The 14,357-nt window shown below is 73.3% G+C and carries 16 protein-coding genes and 6 tRNA genes; 13 read left to right on the top strand and 9 right to left on the bottom strand.

From position 1 onward, the window contains the following. The first annotated feature begins 50 nt into the window (after nt 1-50). A complete protein-coding gene (locus BA175_RS22475) occupies nt 51-869 on the top strand; it encodes a TrmH family RNA methyltransferase (protein WP_069173304.1) in 819 nt (272 codons plus the stop codon). A gap of 241 nt (nt 870-1,110) precedes the next feature. Here the strand turns inward: BA175_RS22475 and BA175_RS22470 are convergent, their stop codons facing one another. Beyond that, on the bottom strand, nt 1,111-2,436 hold the full coding sequence (locus tag BA175_RS22470; RefSeq protein ID WP_069173303.1) for a serine/threonine-protein kinase: 1,326 nt from the start codon (nt 2,434-2,436) through the stop codon (nt 1,111-1,113). Between the two features lie 213 nt (nt 2,437-2,649). Here BA175_RS22470 and BA175_RS22465 point away from each other — a divergent pair, with 213 nt between their 5' ends. The 4 genes from BA175_RS22465 (at nt 2,650) to BA175_RS22450 (ending at nt 5,047) form a co-directional block, all read left to right on the top strand. Next, on the top strand, nt 2,650-2,901 hold the full coding sequence (locus BA175_RS22465) for a hypothetical protein (RefSeq protein ID WP_069173302.1): 252 nt from the start codon (nt 2,650-2,652) through the stop codon (nt 2,899-2,901). A gap of 351 nt (nt 2,902-3,252) precedes the next feature. Then, entirely contained in the window at nt 3,253-3,459 is a 207-nt protein-coding gene (locus tag BA175_RS22460; protein WP_069173301.1) for a hypothetical protein, read from the top strand. Nucleotides 3,460-3,667: 208 nt separating this feature from the next. Continuing rightward, nucleotides 3,668-4,699 (top strand): phosphotransferase family protein, encoded by a 1,032-nt coding sequence (locus BA175_RS22455; RefSeq protein WP_069173300.1) that lies wholly within the window; start codon nt 3,668-3,670, stop codon nt 4,697-4,699. Between the two features lie 63 nt (nt 4,700-4,762). Beyond that, a complete protein-coding gene (locus tag BA175_RS22450) occupies nt 4,763-5,047 on the top strand; it encodes a zf-TFIIB domain-containing protein (RefSeq protein ID WP_069173299.1) in 285 nt (94 codons plus the stop codon). A 557-nt stretch (nt 5,048-5,604) separates the two neighbouring features. Here the strand turns inward: BA175_RS22450 and BA175_RS22445 are convergent. From BA175_RS22445 to BA175_RS22425, 5 genes are all read right to left on the bottom strand, one after another. Next, a tRNA-Val gene (locus tag BA175_RS22445) sits at nt 5,605-5,676 on the bottom strand. 23 nt (nt 5,677-5,699) lie between these two features. Then, nucleotides 5,700-5,771, bottom strand: a tRNA-Val gene (locus BA175_RS22440). A 19-nt stretch (nt 5,772-5,790) separates the two neighbouring features. After that, a tRNA-Val gene (locus BA175_RS22435) sits at nt 5,791-5,862 on the bottom strand. A 1-nt stretch (nt 5,863) separates the two neighbouring features. Then, a tRNA-Cys gene (locus BA175_RS22430) sits at nt 5,864-5,937 on the bottom strand. Nucleotides 5,938-5,974: 37 nt separating this feature from the next. After that, nucleotides 5,975-6,047: transfer RNA gene (locus BA175_RS22425), tRNA-Gly, on the bottom strand. 145 nt (nt 6,048-6,192) lie between these two features. Here BA175_RS22425 and BA175_RS22420 point away from each other — a divergent pair. Genes BA175_RS22420 through BA175_RS22410 form a run of 3 tightly spaced genes read left to right on the top strand, consistent with a single transcriptional unit; the run spans nt 6,193 to nt 8,955 of the window. Beyond that, the gene (locus BA175_RS22420; RefSeq protein ID WP_069173298.1) at nt 6,193-7,245 is read left to right on the top strand and encodes a chorismate-binding protein; all 1,053 of its coding nucleotides are present in this window, start codon (nt 6,193-6,195) and stop codon (nt 7,243-7,245) included. After that, nucleotides 7,242-8,063, top strand: a complete 822-nt coding sequence (locus tag BA175_RS22415) for an aminotransferase class IV (RefSeq protein ID WP_069173297.1) — start codon at nt 7,242-7,244, stop codon at nt 8,061-8,063. Before BA175_RS22420 ends, BA175_RS22415 begins: the two co-directional genes overlap by 4 nt. 55 nt (nt 8,064-8,118) lie before the next feature. Further along, entirely contained in the window at nt 8,119-8,955 is an 837-nt protein-coding gene (locus tag BA175_RS22410) for a GNAT family N-acetyltransferase (RefSeq protein WP_069173296.1), read from the top strand. A gap of 31 nt (nt 8,956-8,986) precedes the next feature. Here BA175_RS22410 and BA175_RS22405 read toward each other — a convergent pair whose 3' ends face one another. Continuing rightward, complete coding sequence (locus tag BA175_RS22405) at nt 8,987-9,502, bottom strand: DsbA family protein (RefSeq protein WP_069173295.1); 516 nt, start codon at nt 9,500-9,502, stop codon at nt 8,987-8,989. 154 nt (nt 9,503-9,656) lie between these two features. Here BA175_RS22405 and BA175_RS22400 point away from each other — a divergent pair, with 154 nt between their 5' ends. The 3 genes from BA175_RS22400 to BA175_RS31250 all read left to right on the top strand — a co-directional run bounded on the left by BA175_RS22400 (nt 9,657) and on the right by BA175_RS31250 (nt 11,766). Next, complete coding sequence (locus BA175_RS22400; RefSeq protein ID WP_069173294.1) at nt 9,657-10,124, top strand: hypothetical protein; 468 nt, start codon at nt 9,657-9,659, stop codon at nt 10,122-10,124. Between the two features lie 311 nt (nt 10,125-10,435). Then, entirely contained in the window at nt 10,436-11,455 is a 1,020-nt protein-coding gene (locus tag BA175_RS22395; RefSeq protein WP_069173293.1) for a LacI family DNA-binding transcriptional regulator, read from the top strand. 155 nt (nt 11,456-11,610) lie between these two features. After that, nucleotides 11,611-11,766, top strand: coding sequence for a hypothetical protein (locus BA175_RS31250; protein WP_175420900.1), 156 nt, complete (start codon nt 11,611-11,613; stop codon nt 11,764-11,766). Nucleotides 11,767-11,811: 45 nt separating this feature from the next. On the opposite strand, the gene BA175_RS22390 is transcribed toward BA175_RS31250, so the two are convergent. Next, a complete protein-coding gene (locus BA175_RS22390; RefSeq protein ID WP_069173292.1) occupies nt 11,812-12,369 on the bottom strand; it encodes a CGNR zinc finger domain-containing protein in 558 nt (185 codons plus the stop codon). A 657-nt stretch (nt 12,370-13,026) separates the two neighbouring features. Then, nucleotides 13,027-13,440: an SsgA family sporulation/cell division regulator gene (locus tag BA175_RS22385; RefSeq protein WP_003959770.1), complete on the bottom strand. Its 414-nt coding sequence runs from the start codon at nt 13,438-13,440 to the stop codon at nt 13,027-13,029. 190 nt (nt 13,441-13,630) lie between these two features. On the opposite strand from BA175_RS22385, the gene BA175_RS22380 reads away from it, so the two are divergent. Together BA175_RS22380 and BA175_RS22375 are read left to right on the top strand one after the other, a co-directional pair. Further along, a complete protein-coding gene (locus tag BA175_RS22380) occupies nt 13,631-14,086 on the top strand; it encodes a TIGR02611 family protein (RefSeq protein WP_069173291.1) in 456 nt (151 codons plus the stop codon). A gap of 54 nt (nt 14,087-14,140) precedes the next feature. Beyond that, nucleotides 14,141-14,212, top strand: a tRNA-Val gene (locus BA175_RS22375). The last annotated feature ends 145 nt before the right edge of the window (nt 14,213-14,357 follow it).

The raw sequence follows: 14,357 nt of genomic DNA, 5'->3' as shown, positions 1-14,357 counted from the left end.
GGGCTCCGGCCCGGCCCCGGCACCCACACCCGACAAGGCAGCATCACCCCGTGGCTGAACTCATCACCGTCACCGACCCCGACGACCCGCGCCTGAGCGACTACACCGGTCTGACCGACGTCGAACTGCGGCGCCGGCGGGAACCCGCCGAGGGCCTCTTCATCGCCGAAGGCGAGAAGGTCATCAGACGCGCCGTCGACGCCGGGTACGCGATGCGGTCCATGCTGCTCTCCGCCAAGTGGTTCGACGTCATGCGCGACGTGATCGACACGACGCCCGCACCGGTCTACGCGGTCGCCCCCGAACTCGCCGAGCGCGTCACCGGGTACCACGTGCACCGCGGCGCCCTCGCCTCCATGCAGCGCGCCCCGCTGCCGGCCGTCGGCGCGCTGCTGGGTCCGGAGTCGGGGGACGTCCGCCGGGTGGCGGTGTTCGAGGACATCGTCGACCACGCCAACCTCGGGGCCGCCTTCCGCAACGCGGCCGCACTGGGCGTCGACGCGGTCCTGCTCACCCCGCGCTGCGCCGACCCGCTCTACCGCCGGGCGGTCAAGGTCTCGATGGGGTCCGTCTTCCACGTGCCGTGGACGCGGCTGGAGTCATGGCCCGGGGATCTCGGCCTGCTGCGGGCGGCGGGCTTCACGACCGCCGCGCTCTGCCTGAGCGAGCGGTCGATCACCCTGGACGAACTCGTGGCACACGGGTACGAGAAGCTGGCCCTGGTCTTCGGTACGGAGGGCGACGGGCTCACGCCCCAGGCACTCGGCGCCGCCGACTGCCACGTCCGCATCCCGATGGACGCCGGCGTGGACTCACTGAACGTCGCCGCGGCCTCCGCCGTCGCCTTCTACGCGACGCGGGTCAGCTAAGGGCTCCACCGCACTTCACGGCGGGCGCGCGACGACAGCTACGGCACCTCGCCGCGTTGTCGGAACGTCCCCGTACATCCAGTATGCGGACGCCCCTCCGCCGTGCGACGCACCGCATCCGACGCCGCGCGCTGATCCACCGGGAACTGCGGGACAGCCCTTGGCGCCCGGCCCAGGCGTGTCCGGCCGGCCGGGCAGACGGACCGCGGCGGACGCGTGCGGTCCCTCCCCGTACGGGCGGTCAGGGCCCGTCGCTTCCCCGGGGATGATCCGCAGCCCGGTCCTGCGTCTGCGACGGCGTACCGCCCAGCCCGCGCGCCGGGCCCTGGCAGCCCTGGGCCGCCGCGATCCCCAGTGCCACCAGCAACGTCACCACGACGAAGACGACGAGCCGCTGACGCAGCAGCCGCGGATTGGCGGGCCTGCGCGGGCCGTTCTTCCCCGCCGAGGTGGTCCGCACCCCGGAGCGGGTGCCGGGACGGCCGTTCGTACGGTGCGTCCCGTTCGTGCCGTGCGGGCGCTTCCCCACGGGCGTACCACCCCGGGAGGCCTGGGGGCGTGAGCCGCCGGTGCGGGCCGGCGCCGGGCGCCCGGACGACGGCCGCCGGGCCGGGGGACGCGTCTCCGGGCCCGGGCCCGCCGCGCGGCGGGTGTGCTGCTCGGTGTACGGGCCCGGCAGACGGCCGGTCGGGCGGTCCAGCTCCCGCTCGCCGCGGGGCGCCGGCGGCCGGCGCTCGTGAAGCCCCTGTGCCTCGCGTGCGGCGATCTCCTTGAGCCGCATGGACAACTGCAGCGTGCTCGGACGCTCCTCGGGGTCCTTCGCCAGACAGGCCCGCACCAAGGGGGCCAGCGCGTCGTGGACGTCGAGAAGGTGCGGTTCCTCGTGCACCACGCGGTAGAGCATCACCTCGGAACTGCCGTGCCCGAAGGGTGAGTCGGCCATCGCCGCGTACGCCAGCGTGGCACCCAGCGAGAACACGTCCGTGGCCGGCGTCACCGCCGCTCCCCGGACCTGCTCCGGCGCCAGGAACCCCGGCGAGCCGACGGCCGTACCGACATGGGTGAGTGTGCTGGCCCCGGTCGCCCAGGCGATGCCGAAGTCGATGATCCGCGGGCCCTTGGGGGAGAGGAGGATGTTCGACGGCTTCAGGTCACGGTGGACGACCCCGGCCTCGTGCACCGCCACCAGCCCCTCCGACAGCGCCGCCCCGATCGACGCCACCTCGGCGGCCGACAGCGGCCCCTCCTCGGCGACCTTGTCGTGGAGCGAGGGCCCGGGCACGTACTGCGTCGCGAACCAGGGGCGGTCCGCCTCCAGATCGGCGGCCACCAGACGTGCCGTACAGCCGCCGCGGATCCGCCGGGCGGCGGACACCTCGCGCGCGAAGCGCGAACGGAACTCCTGGTCCTCCGCCAGGTCCGGCCGGATCACCTTCAGCGCCACCCGCTGGCCCCGGCGGTCGGAACCCAGGTAGACGACGCCCATGCCGCCCGCGCCGAGCCGCCGGTGGAGCCTGAACGAGCCGACGACACGCGGGTCCTCGCGCCGGAGCCGCATCATCGCCATCGTCTGCCCATCCCCGCTGCCTGGTCCGCCGTCCGCCTGACGAGGCACAGCTTACGTACCCGCGGCGCGGCGCGCTCAGAGGCCGCGCCCTCGCCGTCCCATCGATTGTCAGTGCCCGGTGGGAGGATCGAAGAGTGGTCAGGGAGCCGCAGATCCAGGCTCTCCGGCCCGTGCGAGATCTCAAAGGAGCGTCGCAGAAGGGGGATTGGATCAGTGAAGGGCGATCGTGTGGAAATAGTCGTGGACGCCGGGGACACGACACGGACGTACGAGGTGGTGGCCTCCAGAGCAGGCCGCCGGGTGGAGACAGCGGTCCGCAGAGGGGTGGTCGAAGTGAGTGAAGTCACCAGAAGTGGATCAGTTGTCCGTACCGCCCGCTTCATGGCGACCAGGGTGCTCGCCCTGGTCGAACAGCCGGTCCCCCGCGAGGACGCCTCCGAGCGTCCCCTCGGGGACACCCCTTAAGGGCTGCCCCGGCAATTCCCGGCGGGCGTGCGACGACAGCTACGGCACCTCGCCGCGTTGTCAGGACGTCCCCATACATCCCGTATGCGGACGTCCCTCCGCCTTGCGATGCACCGCATCTGACGCCGCACGCTGATCCACCGGGGATTGCGGGACACCCCTTAGGCCGGATCTCCACCCAGGGGAGTACACCGGAGGCGGCCGGCTCATCCTCCGGGAGGCCGGGCAATCGGTACGCGGGCATGACGCCGTACGGCTTCCGTCTCCCTAATGTTGAGGTCAAGCGGCGGGCGGGGAACTCGTCCCCCGAGGCACACGCCCGCCGCCCCGGCACAGGTCAGGAGAGGAACCATGGCGGACACGGCAGCGCGGACCATGATCCGCACGCAGGAACGCAAGGCGTACGCCTCGTTCGGTGTCCGGCCGTCCGGCCGTCGCCACCCCTTGGTGGCGACCGCGATGGTGCTTCCCCTGGCGGCCCTGCTCGTCGTCGTCTTCGGCGGCTGGGAGGCAGTGGTCACACAGGCGTCGTCCGTGGGCGTGATGCTGGGGCGCTGAGCGGTGCCCCGGGTCCGGAAGAGCGGTCCGGACCGGACATCCGGCCAACAGCCCCGTGGGGACGGGGGTGCGGCGGACGGCAGCGATGGTCCGGCCAGCTGGGGAGCTGGCCGGACATCGCGCTGTCCGGGGCCGTCGCCGCGCGCCGCGTAGGCTCGGCGCCGGACCGGCCGCAGGGCCGGCCGGGACCGCCCAGGGAGCCGCCGCGATGACCACCACCCCCGTCGTACGGGCCCTGGGCACCCTCGCGCACGACCGTGCCCACGCCGCCCCTGCCGCCGCGTGTGGCTGCGCGGCGCCGCAGGTGCTCGCGGACCGCCCCGACGGCACGGTGGTGCGCAGCGGTCCCGTGGTCGCCAAGGCCCACGCCTCCGGCACGGACGCCGCCGCCCTGGCGGCCCGGCTCTCCCTGGCCGCCTCCCCGCACCTGGCGGGCATCCTGCTTCCCCCGCTCGACGGTACGCACCCCTCCGCACCGGTCCCGCGGGTGCCGGCCCCGGCCCGCCCAGGCCCCCCGCCGCCTGACCCGGCAGCCGGCCTCCGGACCGTGGACGGCCGTGCCGTGAGCCTCTGGCCGTACGGCGAGCCCGTCGACCCCGCGGACCCCGACGCCGCCCCCTGGGAGGAGGCGGCCGCCCTCCTGGCCGCGCTGCACCGCACCCGGCCACCCCGCCCGCTGCCGCCGATGCGCGGCCCGGCCAAGGCGGCCCTGGCCGTCACCCGGATGTGCGCCGCCCGGCCCGGGGGGCCGGACACCCGAGCCGTGCTCGCCGCCTGGCGCGGCCTGCCCGCCTGGGCGCGTGACGAGGGCCCCGCGCCCGCCGGCCGGACCGGTTTCCTCTGCCACGGGGACCTGCACCTCGGCCAGCTCGTGCGGCACCCCGCACCGCACGGCCCCTGGCTGCTGATCGACGTCGACGACACCGGACTCGGCGACCCTGCCTGGGACCTGGCCCGCCCCGCCGCCTGGTACGCGGCCGGCCTGCTGCCCACCGAGGACTGGCTGCGCTTCCTGGCCGCCTACCGGGATCGAGGAGGCCCGGCCGTGCGGCCGGAGGGTGACCCCTGGCCCGAACTCGACGTCCCGGCCCGCGCCCTGACGGTGCAGACGGCGGCGCTCGCGCTGGCCAGGTCCCGCGCGCAGCGGCGCGAACCCGACGAGAGCGAACAGTTGATGGTCGACGCCTGCGTCCGCATCGCCGCCCTCCCGCCCCGGTCGGCGGCCGGACACGCGTCGTAGGGTGAACCGACCGCCGCCGGGCATCCGTTCCGGTGACGACACGACGACGGAGGAGCCGACCCGATGATCCAGTGCCCCAAGTGTCACGCCCAGATGCACACCTACAACCGCAACGGCGTCCAGATCGAGCAGTGCAGCGGCTGCCGCGGGATATTCCTCGACTACGGCGAGCTGGAGTCCCTGACCCGCCTGGAGGCGCAGTGGACGCAGCAGGCCCCGCCCGCGCCGCCGGCCCCGCAGGCCTACCCCGCCGCGCCCGCCCCCGCCTGGGGCGCGCCGCACCAGGGCGGTCACTACGGCGGCCACCACCGCCAGAAGAGCTTCGGCCGGATGCTCTTCTCCTCCTGACCCGACCGCCGCGCCACGGGCCGGGTGCCGGACGCACCGGCCCGTGACGTACGGACGAAGGCTCCCCGCCCATGATCCCGGACCTCTGGTCAGGTCCACGGCCGGAGCGCGCGCCATGAAGTCCCCGGCAGGTCCCGGACGGCCGCGCCCCGCACCCGCCGGCGCGTACGACCCGCCGCGCTCGCCGGCGGACCTCTCCTTCCGCCCGGCCGACGCCCCCGGACCGCGTGCACACCCCGCTCGCATCCGGCCTCCGCCCCCGCCCTCCGGCCGGGGCCTCGCCGTGCGGGCCTCCCCGCCGCCTTCGGCGGGCACCCTGCCGAACGCGACGGTCCCCGCCGGGCGGTGCCCGCCTCCCTCGCCGCTTCTCGTCCGGTTTCGCCGCCGCCCCCGGAGCGGCCACCGGCCGGTACCGGCCCGTCGTCCTCGGCCAGGGTTTCATCGGCGGCAGCGGACCGGGCACCGACTGCCTCGCACCCCCCACCGGCGTCACCCGCCGACCCCACCCACCGACGAAGAAACCCCCGGTCGTCGAGACGACCGGGGGTTTCGCACGGTGCGCGATACTGGGATTGAACCAGTGACCTCTTCCGTGTCAGGGAAGCGCTCTCCCGCTGAGCTAATCGCGCGGGACGGACCTGCGTGTACTGCGTGCGCGATACTGGGATTGAACCAGTGACCCCTTCCGTGTCAGGGAAGTGCTCTCCCGCTGAGCTAATCGCGCGGGGGTCCTTGCGGACCGGTGGACGATACTGGGATTGAACCAGTGACCCCTTCCGTGTCAGGGAAGTGCTCTCCCGCTGAGCTAATCGTCCTTGGAGGTGGAGACGGGATTTGAACCCGTGTAGACGGCTTTGCAGGCCGTTGCCTCGCCTCTCGGCCACTCCACCACGGATGAGGGTTCGGGAAGATCCCCCACCTTCTGCGAGCGGACGACCAGGTTCGAACTGGCGACCTCAACCTTGGCAAGGTTGCGCTCTACCAACTGAGCTACGTCCGCTTGTCCTTTCCGGCCCGCTTGCGCGTCCCGGCGACGTGTTGAACTCTAGCGGATTCCCGGGCCAGTACAAAAACGCGTTTGCGCAGCGTGCTGCGCTGCCTCCGCCCCGCCGCAGGTCAGCACGGACCGCCCTACACTCGTCGGCGTGTACGACCTCGCCCCCATGGCCCGCTTCGGCGGCCTCGTCGCCTCCGGTCTGCAGGACGTGACCAGCGATCCCGCGGCTCTCGAATCGTCCGGTTTCTGGGCCGTGTGCGCCGACTTCGAAGGCCGCCTGGTCTGCGCCCGCTTCGCCACCGTACGTACGGAGCAGGTGCCCTTCCCCGGGCCCGGGGCCTGGCGCGGACCCGCGCCGCGGGACTGGACCTCGTCACTGGACGAGGACGCCTACCTGGCCGGCGTACGACGGATCCGTGAACACATCGCGGCGGGCGAGGTCTACCAGGCGAACCTCTGCCGGGTGCTGTCCGCGCCCCTGCCCGACCCCGCCGCCGACGTCGACGCCCTCACCGCGCTGCTCGCCCGGGGCAACCCGGCGCCGTACGCGGGCACGATCCGTCTGCCCTCGCACGGGGTGGAGATCGCCACCGCCTCCCCCGAGCTCTTCCTGAAGCGCGACGGCCGGACCGTGGAGTCGGGACCGATCAAGGGCACCGGCCGCACCGAGGACGACCTCCTGGAGAAGGACCACGCGGAGAACGTCATGATCGTGGACCTGGTCCGCAACGACCTGGGACGGGTCTGCGCGACCGGCAGCGTGGGCGTGCCCGACCTCTGCGTGGTCGAGAAGCACCCCGGCCTCGTCCACCTCGTCTCCACCGTGCGCGGGCGGCTCGCCGACGGCGCCGGCTGGCCCGAACTGCTCACCGCGGCGTTCCCACCCGGATCCGTCACCGGCGCACCCAAGTCCAGCGCGCTGCGCATCATCGAAGCCCTGGAGACGTCGCCCCGGGGCCCCTACTGCGGCGCGGTCGGATGGGTGGACGCCGACCGGGTCACCGCCGGACTCGCCGTGGGGATACGGACCTTCTGGATCGACCGCACCGGCCCGGCGCCCCTGCTGCGCTTCGGTACGGGAGCGGGAATCACCTGGGGGTCCGACCCGCGCCGTGAATGGGCGGAGACCGAGCTGAAGGCGTCGCGGCTGCTCGCGGTAGCGTCGGGCGTCCACGAGGAGACAGGAGGGACCGCGCCATGAGGATCTGGGTCAACGGGGAACTGCGGGACGCCGACGACGCACGGGTGTCCGTCCTGGACCACGGGCTGACCGTGGGGGACGGCATCTTCGAGACGGTCAGGGTCGCCGAGGGGCGCCCCTTCGCGCTCACCCGGCACCTCGACCGGCTGACCCGCTCGGCCAGGGGGCTCGGCCTGCCCGACCCCGACCTCGACGAGGTGCGCGGCGCCTGCGCGGCGGTGATCGACGCCAACCCGATGGCGCTCGGCCGGCTCCGGATCACGTACACCGGCGGCCTCTCCCCGCTCGGCTCCGACCGCGGCGACGACGGGCCCAGCCTGGTGGTCGCCCTGGGCGAGGCCGACCGGCGCCCCGACAGCACGGCGGTGATCACCGTGCCCTGGACGCGCAACGAACGGGGCGCGCTGTCCGGGCTCAAGACCACCTCGTACGCCGAGAACGTGGTCGCCCTGGCGCGCGCCCACGAGCGGGGCGCGTCCGAGGCGCTGTTCCCCAACACGGTCGGCAGGCTCTGCGAGGGCACGGGCTCCAACGTCTTCGTCGTCCTCGACGGCCGGATCCACACCCCTCCCGTCACCTCCGGCTGCCTCGCGGGAATCACCCGGGCCCTGGCCGTGGAGTGGACGGGCGCCCAGGAGACCGACCTCCCGATGGACGTGCTGGAACACGCGGAGGAGATCTTCCTGACGTCGACCCTCCGCGACATCCAGGCCGTCCACCGGATCGACGGACGGGAACTGCCGGGCGCCCCCGGGCCGGTGACGGCCAAGGCCGTGCGGCTCTTCGACGAGCGCGCGGGTGACGACCTCGACCCGTGAACCGGATCCGGAAAAGCGGGTGACGGACGGCCGCCCAGCGGATAGAAATCCCGTGATGACAACGACCCTGCGGCCCACCGGGCCGATCCAGCACGGCGCCGACGGTGCCCGGTCCCGCACGTACGACGTCTGCGACAACGGACGTCCCGTCGGGTCCCTCGGCATCAGCACCGACCCGGCGTTCGGTCCGAGCGCCGGCATCCTGCGGGACCTCCGCATCGACGAACCGCGGCGCCGGCGCGGGCGCGGCACCATCGCCGTCCTCGCCGCGGAGGAGGTGCTGCGCGGATGGGGCTGCACCCAGGTCCGCGCGGTGGTGCCGGCGGACGCCCGGGCCGCCGGGGGCCTCGGCGCCGCACTCGGCTACACCGAGCGCAGCCGGAACATGCTGAAGACCCTGGCGCGGCCCGCCCCGGCGCTGCCCGAGGGGCTGAACGGCCGCCCGATGACCGAGGCGGAGTTCGCGGTGTGGGCGAGCACCAGCGCCGAGGCGTACGCGCGGAGCTGGATCGAGCGGGGCGTCCCCGAGGAGCAGGCCCGGCACAAGTCCGAGACCGACCACGCCACGAAACTCCCGGACGGACTGTCGACGCCGGGCATGCGCTTCCACGTCCTCGTCCGCGGCGAGGAGACACTCGGGCACCTCTGGCTGGCCCGGCTCCCCACGCCCGAGGGCGACGAGATCGGCTACGTCTTCGACGTCGAGGTGGCCGAGGAGCACCGGGGCCACGGCTACGGGCGGGCGCTGATGCGCCTCGCGGAGCAACTCACCCTCGAAGCCGGACCGGCCCGGCTGGGCCTGCACGTCTTCGCGTCCAACACGCCCGCCCTGCGGCTCTACGAGTCGCTGGGCTACGAGGTGACCCAGTACAACCTGGCCAAGGCCCTGTAGGCGCCCGGCGCCCCGGTCGCGCCGGGCGGCGTCAGCCCTGTTCCGCGAGCAGGCGGTCGGCGATCTCCTCGATCCTCGCGCGCAGCCCCTCCTGGCTCTTCCCGCCGTCCAGCCGCTCGTCGCCGATCACATACGTCGGAGTGCCGGTGACGCCGATCGCCTTGCCTTCCGCCTGGTCCGCGTCGACGATCAGCAGATGCCGGCCGTCGATCAGGGCGGTGTCGAACTCCTCGGCGTCCAGGCCCAGTTCCCGCGCCACCTCGAGCAGCAGCGGCTCACCGGTGCGGGAGAGGTCGGCCGCCCGCCCCAGAACGGCCTCGACGTACTCCCACGCCTTGCCCTGGTCGGCGGCCTCCTCGGCCGCCTGGGCCGCGGCGTAGGCGTGCTTGTGTTTATCCAGGGGGAAGTGGCGCAGCCGTACGTCGAGCCGGTCGCCGTACCGGGCGCGCAGGGCGTGGACGTCGGAGAGGGCCTGATGGCAGTCGGGGCACTCGAGCTCGCACCAGAGGTCGAGGACGACCGGCGCCGCGAGGGTGGAATCGCTCATGGAATCAGTCTTCCAGGCCGGAGCCGCGCCTCCCAAACGGGACCTGGGGAGGATCGCGGCCCTGAAATGTCCCTGATGTGGCTCGGAGACGTGGCCCCGCCGCGGGTGGCCGGTGCAGGATGGAAGGGACGTTTCCCGATCGCTGGAGGCCGCGATGCTTGCCGAGACCATCTGTTCCGCGGTGTCGGCGGCGGGACTGGGCATCGCCGCGGTCACCGCCTACCGCAAGCGGTACCTCGCGGCCACCCGGATCGCCGCCTACTCACTGGTGCCGGTGGGCCTGGTGCTCACGGGCCTCGTGGAGTGGGTGTCCGGCATCGCCTTCAAGCCGAGCATCTGGATCGGCTTCGGGCTGCTGGGCGTCGCCTGGCTGCTCTTCATGACCACGCGTGCCGTGGAGCGCCGGGGCGGTGGCACCCGCAAGGAGCGCAGGGCCGCACGGGCCGCGTCGCGGGGTGAGGCGGTGGCGCCCGGTGCGTCGGCGCCCTCGATCGGGCCCGGTGCCGGTGCGGTTCCCCCGGCGGCCTCGCGGGACGGCAGCGGGAAGAAGTCGCAGCGGTCCGCGGGGGCCGGGGACGATTTCAGCGACATCGAGGCGATCCTGAAGAAGCACGGCATCTGACGGAGCGCGCCGCCCGGCGGGACGGTCAAGCCTCCCGCCGCGTGGCGCAGCGTCCATGAATCGATTCATGGCGCATCGCCAGGCCCTGGCGCGGCACCCTCCGCCGGGACTGGGTATATTTCGCCGCACGGCGCCACGAGCTTGACTGTACGCCGAGGGCGGGTTTAGCGTCCCGAGCGTATTGAAACAATTCATTCCGGTGGTGCGGCCCCGGACGACGCGAGGGCGGGCCGTGCCGGGACGTCCGTCCGTACGACAGTGAGACGTCGCGCCGGGGCGCGGCGGCCGAGTGCATCAGTGGGGCAGGGCAAGTGGCGCGTGTGGCAGGGATCAAGGACGTGGCCCGGCAGGCGGGTGTCTCGGTGGGCACGGTCTCGAACGTGATCAACCGCCCCGAGGCGGTGCTGCCCGACACGCGCGCCCGGGTGCTGGCGGCGATCGACGAGCTGGGTTACGTACGGAGCGAGTCGGCCAGGCAGCTCAGGGCCGGCCGCAGCCGCATCATGGCGCTGCTCGTCCTGGACATGGGCAACCCCTTCTTCGTGGACATCGCCCGCGGTGCCGAGCGCGCGGCCCGGGACGCCGGACTCGGCGTCATGGTCTGCAACAGCGGCCAGAGTCAGGAGGAGGAGTCCGAATACCTCGGGCTCTTCGCCGAGCAGCGGGTCTGCGGGGTGCTGGTCACCCCCGCGGACGCCACCGGGAAGAACCTGGAGGCGTTCGCCCGCCACCGCATCCCCTACGTGCTGGTGGACCGGGTCGCGGCCTCCACCGAGAACTGCGCGGTCTCCGTGGACGACGTACGCGGCGGCATGCTGGCCGTCGGGCACCTCGTGTCCGCCGGCCGCACCTCGGTCGCCTACGTGAGCGGGCCCGGCGACCTGCATCAGATCAGGGACCGCCGCGAGGGAGCCCTGGCTGCCCTGGCCGAGGCCGGGCTCGGGCCGGAGGCGCTGGTCGAGATCCCCTCGGACCGCCTGGACGTGGCGGCGGGCCGTGATGCCGGGGCCCGCCTGCTCGGCCTGGTGCCCCGGCCGACCGCCGTCTTCTGCGCCAACGACCTGCTGGCCCTCGGCGTCCTGCAGGCGCTGTACGCCGCCGGGGTCCGGGTGCCTCAGGACGTGGCCATCGTCGGGTACGACGACATCGAGTTCGCCGCGGCGGCGGCCGTGCCGCTCACCTCGGTCCGGCAGCCCGCCGTGGTGATGGGCAGGATGGCGGCCGAACTCCTCCTCGAGGAGGCGGACGACGAGAACGGCGGGCACCAGCACCGCAGTGTGGTTCTCCAGCCGGAACTGGTCGTACGCGCCTCCAGCGCCGCCCCTCGCTGAGCCGCTCCGGCCGGGCCGCAGGGGCGTGCGCTCGAACGGGTCCCGGGGGTTCGGACGCCGGAGCGATTGTTCGCGACCTGGAGTGGGTGAACTCACCGCTCCGGAAGGCGTATTGATCACCCGCACTGCTCCCGGTGCGTCATGATCACTACGAGATGGTGGACACATCCCGGGGCGAGTCCCCCGCACCCCCTGCCGAAGAGCCGCGCGGCTGCCTCTTCGCCCTGTCGCAGCCGCCCCTGATGATCTTCCTGACGGTGATCGGCGGCCTGCTGCTGATGGCCGCACTGCATGATCTCTTCCTCCTGTGAGCGGTCCCCGGCCCGGCGCGGGCCGTCTCCCCGGGCCGCCGGCCGTCAGCCGGTGGCTTCCCGGCGGCGGGCCCGGTACGCGGCTACGTGCAGCCGGTTGCCGCAGGTGCGGCTGGAGCAGTAGCGGCGGGAGCGGTTGCGCGACAGGTCTACGAAGGCGCGCCGGCAGTCCGGTGCCTCGCACCGTCGCAGCCTCTCCCGCTCGCCCGCTACGACGAAGAACGCCAGGGCCATGCCGCAGTCGGCCGCGAGGTGATCGGCCAGGGAGGCACCCGGCGCGAAGTAGTGCACGTGCCAGTCGTAGTCGTCGTGGTTCGTGAGCTGCGGGGTGGTGCCCGCGGCGGCCACCAGGGCGTTGACGAGTTCGGCGGCGGTGCGGGCGTCGGGCGCCGCGAATATGTCCGCGAAGCGGTTCCGCACCTCCCGGACGGCGCCGAGGTCCTTCTCGCCGAGAGTGCCGACGCCGCTGATGCGGTGGCGCTCAGCGAAGTCGTGGAGCGCGGCGACGTCGGCGAGTCCGTCGGCCGGCTCCGTCTCCGGCGCGGTGTTCACCAGATCGACCACCGCGTCGAGGGCGATCCGGGTGTCGTGTGGGATCAGCACGCTTCGCTCCCTGGCCTCCGGCGGACGGGCGCCCGCCGATGCGGGCTGACTCTACTGGCTCCGCGAGGCCACTCAGGGCCCGGTGGGGGCGTACGGGGCGGGGCGGGCACCCTCCCGCCGCCCGGGTGCGCGGAGGAGCCGCTGACGCCCGCCCGGCGGATGCGGCCCCGTTCCGGCGGGGGGAGCGGACGGAGCCGCCGGCCGGGCGGAGGCGGAAGGCCGCGGACCGGTGGCCGCCGGTGACGCGCCGGGTGGCCGTCCGGTGGGCTCCGTGCCGCTCGCGCCGGTCCGGTCGGGGGCGGCGGTTCCGGGGCAGGGGCCGGCAGGGAAGGAGCCCTTCACGACGGGGTCCGAGGCGTGCGGGGTGTCCGGGCGCGGGCGGTGAGCGGTCCGTACGAGGCCCCCCGGTGGATGCGACCGCGCAGCCTTCCCCCGGGACGCCGCACGCCGCGGCGGGATCCACCCCTTCCGGGCCCGGCCGGGTCCCGGGAGCCGACCGTCCCCGCTGCCACCCCCCCGTGCGTCCGGTGAACGGCACGCGACGGCGCCGTCGCCGCGGTGGGTTCCGCGGCGACGGCGTCGGTGTCCGCCGTATGAGGTTGTCCGCGCGACGCCGTCTCCCCGAGTCGGACGGCGTCCCGCAGCTCTCGGCCTGGCTCAGCTCTCGGCCAGGATGTGTGAGAGCTCCGTATCGAGGTCGAAGTGGCGATGCTCGGTGCCGGGCGGGACCGCGGCGTCGGTCCGCTTGAGGAACGACTCCAGGGCCCTGGCCGGGGCCTCCAGCAGGGCTTCTCCCTCCGGGGAGCTCAGGGCGATGCAGACGACGCCTTGGCCGTGACTACGGGATGGCCAGACGCGGACGTCTCCGGTGCCGGTGGGCCGGTGCAGCCCCTCGGCAAGGAGGTCACGGGCGAAAACCCACTCGACCGTTTCCTCCGCTCCGGTGTGGAAGGTGGCGTGCACGGCATAGGGATCGGCCGTGTCATACCGCAGGCCCGCGGGTACAGGCAGTGAGGACTCGCTCGACACAACGAGGCGCAGGTGCAGCTCGCAGCTGACCGTGGTGTTCATAAGCGCCAGGGCCTTTCGCTCAGTGTGCGCTCGGGGATTCGCACGTCGGCGAAATCGACATGCCACCTACGGTGGCGTTGTAAACCCCTCTGCCCCATTTGTGGTGCTTCAGGTAGCTCGTACAGCGGTGTGTAACTTTGGGTCATGCGTCCATTCCGGTGACGAACGCGCTTCCGGTAGGTTGTCCTCCATGAACGCGGAGAGTGACGAGCGGAGCGAGGTCGCCGCACCGGTGGCCCCGGCGTCCGCCACGGGGGACGGGCGGCAGGCGGAACGCGAGCTGGGATCGCGCGCGCCCGCATTCATCCGGACGTCGAAGGTGCTCCACCTGAGCTGGCAGGTCGGTATCTTCGTCGTGGGTCTCGCCGTGGTCGGGGCGGGCATCGTGATGCTGCCGCTGCCCGGCCCCGGCTGGCTGGTGATCTTCGGCGGCATGGCGATCTGGGCGACCGAGTTCGTCTGGGCGCAGCTCGTCCTGCGGTGGACCAGGCGCAAGGTCACCGAGGCCGCCCAGCGGGCCCTCGACCCCAAGGTCCGGCGGCGCAACATCATCCTCACGACCCTCGGGCTGGTGATCATCGCCGTGCTCGTCGGGATCTATGTCTGGAAGTTCGGGATCACGATGCCGTGGGAGATCGACCAGTGACCCGAAGATGGTCCGGGAGCGCCGCTGACATGGGGTAATGTGTGCGGTGCGCCGGGGCGATTAGCTCAGTGGGAGAGCGCTTCGTTCACACCGAAGAGGTCACTGGTTCGAACCCAGTATCGCCCACCCCGTACCGATGGCCGGAAGCTTCGCCGAAGCTTCCGGCCATCGGTGTTCCCCCGTGTTCACGTTCCCGCCGTTCGACGTCCCGGACCTCGTCCGGTTCGCCGGGTGGGCTGCCCGGCGGACCGGACGTGCGTCCGCGCCGTCG

The organism is Streptomyces griseus, from assembly GCF_001715295.1.
GTDB classification, from domain to species: Bacteria; Actinomycetota; Actinomycetes; order Streptomycetales; family Streptomycetaceae; genus Streptomyces; species Streptomyces griseus_G.
The sequence above is the reverse complement of the archived record's forward strand: the minus strand, read 5'-3'. Positions and strand labels throughout refer to the sequence as shown.

Coding starts and splice junctions, on each gene's coding strand:
- BA175_RS22470 (WP_069173303.1), bottom strand. CDS start 2,436: ATGGCGATGATGCGGCTCCGGCGCGAGGACCCGCGTGTCGTCGGCTCG.
- BA175_RS22460 (WP_069173301.1), top strand. CDS start 3,253: ATGGCGGACACGGCAGCGCGGACCATGATCCGCACGCAGGAACGCAAG.
- BA175_RS22455 (WP_069173300.1), top strand. CDS start 3,668: ATGACCACCACCCCCGTCGTACGGGCCCTGGGCACCCTCGCGCACGAC.
- BA175_RS22450 (WP_069173299.1), top strand. CDS start 4,763: ATGATCCAGTGCCCCAAGTGTCACGCCCAGATGCACACCTACAACCGC.
- BA175_RS22415 (WP_069173297.1), top strand. CDS start 7,242: ATGAGGATCTGGGTCAACGGGGAACTGCGGGACGCCGACGACGCACGG.
- BA175_RS22410 (WP_069173296.1), top strand. CDS start 8,119: ATGACAACGACCCTGCGGCCCACCGGGCCGATCCAGCACGGCGCCGAC.
- BA175_RS22405 (WP_069173295.1), bottom strand. CDS start 9,502: ATGAGCGATTCCACCCTCGCGGCGCCGGTCGTCCTCGACCTCTGGTGC.
- BA175_RS22400 (WP_069173294.1), top strand. CDS start 9,657: ATGCTTGCCGAGACCATCTGTTCCGCGGTGTCGGCGGCGGGACTGGGC.
- BA175_RS31250 (WP_175420900.1), top strand. CDS start 11,611: ATGGTGGACACATCCCGGGGCGAGTCCCCCGCACCCCCTGCCGAAGAG.
- BA175_RS22385 (WP_003959770.1), bottom strand. CDS start 13,440: ATGAACACCACGGTCAGCTGCGAGCTGCACCTGCGCCTCGTTGTGTCG.
- BA175_RS22380 (WP_069173291.1), top strand. CDS start 13,631: ATGAACGCGGAGAGTGACGAGCGGAGCGAGGTCGCCGCACCGGTGGCC.